General features: G+C 61.1%; 3 protein-coding genes. All 3 read left to right on the forward strand.

Annotated elements, in window-relative coordinates:
* The first annotated feature begins 422 nt into the window (after window positions 1-422).
* Window positions 423-1,259, forward strand: coding sequence for an alpha/beta fold hydrolase (locus C1D09_RS31835; RefSeq protein WP_143977897.1), 837 nt, complete (start codon window positions 423-425; stop codon window positions 1,257-1,259).
* 89 nt (window positions 1,260-1,348) lie between these two features.
* A complete protein-coding gene (locus tag C1D09_RS31840; protein ID WP_143977895.1) occupies window positions 1,349-1,759 on the forward strand; it encodes a cupin domain-containing protein in 411 nt (136 codons plus the stop codon).
* A gap of 36 nt (window positions 1,760-1,795) precedes the next feature.
* Window positions 1,796-2,233, forward strand: a complete 438-nt coding sequence (locus C1D09_RS31845; RefSeq protein ID WP_143977896.1) for a CBS domain-containing protein — start codon at window positions 1,796-1,798, stop codon at window positions 2,231-2,233.
* Window positions 2,234-2,527: the final 294 nt, after the last annotated feature.

Consider the following 2,527-nt stretch of genomic DNA (forward strand, 5'->3'; position numbering starts at 1 on the left):
ATTATAGAGAGAGATGTGAGATGGCTTATCGTGTGACTGAGCAAGCAGACGGGAATGGCTACTCCGGCTTCTACGTCTACAATGACGAGAAGTACGTTGCGGGCCCGTGGTTAGATGCCTGGGAGGCAATGCATTTCATCGAAACGTTGAATGACGGTCGCTACATGGGGACGGCTGACAGAACCACTGTCATGCGCGGCCGCAGAAGCGACGGTACACTGGTCTTGCGCAGTGATCCCAAACATCAACCGAGCAGTCTCGCCGACATACAGGCTGGCTCGCTTCCCCGCGCATCGCGCCGCGGGGTCTTGTTGGGCGCCCTGGCCGTCACGGTTGCGGCCGGTCCCCTACACGGCGCTCCCGCGCGGGCGGAGGGAAACCGAAACCGTCCACCTTCCGAAGCAAGCAGAGGAGCAACAGACATGAGCATGGTTACCGCCGCCGACGGCACGGGGATCTTCTACAAGGATTGGGGCCCAAAGGATGCCCAACCGATCGTCTTCCACCACGGGTGGCCTCTGAGCGGCGACGATTGGGATGCGCAGATGCTCTATTTTCTGGGGGAAGGCTACCGTGTCGTCGCCCATGACCGCCGCGGCCATGGCCGATCGACGCAAGTGAGCGAAGGTCACGACATGGATCACTATGCCGCCGATGCTGCCGCCGTGATCGAGCATCTCGACCTGCGCGATGCAATCCATGTCGGTCACTCCACCGGTGGCGGCGAAGCGGCTCATTACGTCGCCCGCTACGGTCAGCCCCAGGGTCGCGTCGCAAAGCTCGTGCTTATCGGCGCCGTACCGCCCATCCTGGTAAAGACGCCTGCCAATCCAGGTGGCCTGCCTATCGAAGTTTTTGACGGACTGCGCCAGGCGCTCGCTACCAATCGGGCGCAGTTCTATCTCGATTTCGCGAGCGGCCCTTTCTACGGGTTCAACCGGCCGGACGCGAAGCCTGTCCCAAGCGTCGTTCACAACTGGTGGCGGCAGGCCATGATGGGCGCCGCCAAGGCCCAGTATGACGGCATCAAAGCGTTTTCCGAAACCGACTTCACCGAGGATATCAAGGCCATCGACGTGCCGACGCTCGTGATGCATGGCGACGACGACCAGATCGTTCCGATCCATGACTCGGCGCTGCTCTCCGCGAAGATCCTGAAGCGCGGAACGCTCAAGGTCTATGAAAAATTCCCGCACGGCATGAGCACGACGCAGGCCGACACAATCAACCCCGACCTGCTCGCCTTCATCAGGTCATAGGCTCGCGCCGCCTCCCCCCGGCAAGAGCCCGATCGCCGGCCGCCCCTCCCATCGGCCGGCGATCCCCCTCACAAACAGGAGCCAAGACAATGATCAGAACCACCCTTATCATCGCTGCTTTCGCAGCCATCTCGGCGACCGGCGCCCTGGCCGACGAAACGAGCGGCCTCAAGGCCACGCTGGTCTACGACCAGCCTCTGCCCAACGTGCCAGGCAAGAGCATCAAGGGCGTGCTCGTCGAATACGCGCCTGGCGGAAGTTCCCTGCCGCATACGCACGCTAAATCGGCTTTCATCTATGCCACGGTGCTCGAGGGAGCAATCAACACTCAGGTCAACCACGGTCCGGTGAAGACATATCGCGCCGGCGAAAATTTTTCTGAGTTCCCGGGTGATCATCACACCTTCGAGGAGAATGCCAGCAAGACGGAACCCGCGCGCATGCTTGCCGTATTCGTTGTCGACACGAACGACACCAACCTGACCACAGTCGAGAAGTGAGGTCGCGTAACGAAGGCGATCTTTCGGAGGACGTTGATGCAAATCGAACAACTCAACGAGACAACGAGGGCTCGCCTGATGGTGATTGAGGCCAACGCGGCGGTGCAAGCCGCCGCGATTTCGCTCTCGAAGCCCGGCATCGGCCTTGTCGTGGTATGCGACGACAACGGATCGGCGGCTGGCGTGCTCAGCAAATCCGACCTTATCCGGCACCTTACCAGCCCGAAATCGCCGGCGACGCCGGCCTCCGCGCTCATGACCAGCCCTATCGTGTCGTGCGGTCCGGGGGACGATCTCCACACCGTCTATCAGACCATGGCTTCGCGAAGCCTGCAGAACCTCCCCGTGCTTGACGTCGACGCAAAGCCCGTCGGCATATTGGACATACGCGATGCGATGAGAGCCCTTTTTCGTGAGGAAGAGATCGAGGAGCAACTGCTCTTCAACTACGTCACCGGCGTCGGATATCGCTAGCCAGATCGCAGCGCGGTATTCACGACTTGCAGTCCGCGAGAATGGCCGAGCGCGCATGTTGGCGCAGGGCGCGAGTTGCAGCACGTTAGCGCGGCGAACCGAAGGTGGGTGTTTGGGCTTCGAAACGCCCCGCCTGCAACGGCATCGCGAACAGATGGAATCCGCCACGCTGGGTGCCGCGCCAGATCCTCTTAGAGGCACGATATCGACGGCGCTCTGAAAGACGGAGCCCGTCTTGCAATGGCTGTGGTGCCTTGCCCAATTCTCATCGAGAAATTTCTCGGCCACAAAGCC

Origin of the sequence: Mesorhizobium intechi (assembly GCF_002879535.1) — a bacterium.
Lineage (GTDB): Bacteria > Pseudomonadota > Alphaproteobacteria > Rhizobiales > Rhizobiaceae > Mesorhizobium > Mesorhizobium intechi.

Excerpts from the sequence above, each read along its gene's own strand:
- C1D09_RS31835 (WP_143977897.1), top strand. The coding sequence starts at position 423 with ATGAGCATGGTTACCGCCGCCGACGGCACGGGGATCTTCTACAAGGAT.
- C1D09_RS31840 (WP_143977895.1), top strand. The coding sequence starts at position 1,349 with ATGATCAGAACCACCCTTATCATCGCTGCTTTCGCAGCCATCTCGGCG.
- C1D09_RS31845 (WP_143977896.1), top strand. The coding sequence starts at position 1,796 with ATGCAAATCGAACAACTCAACGAGACAACGAGGGCTCGCCTGATGGTG.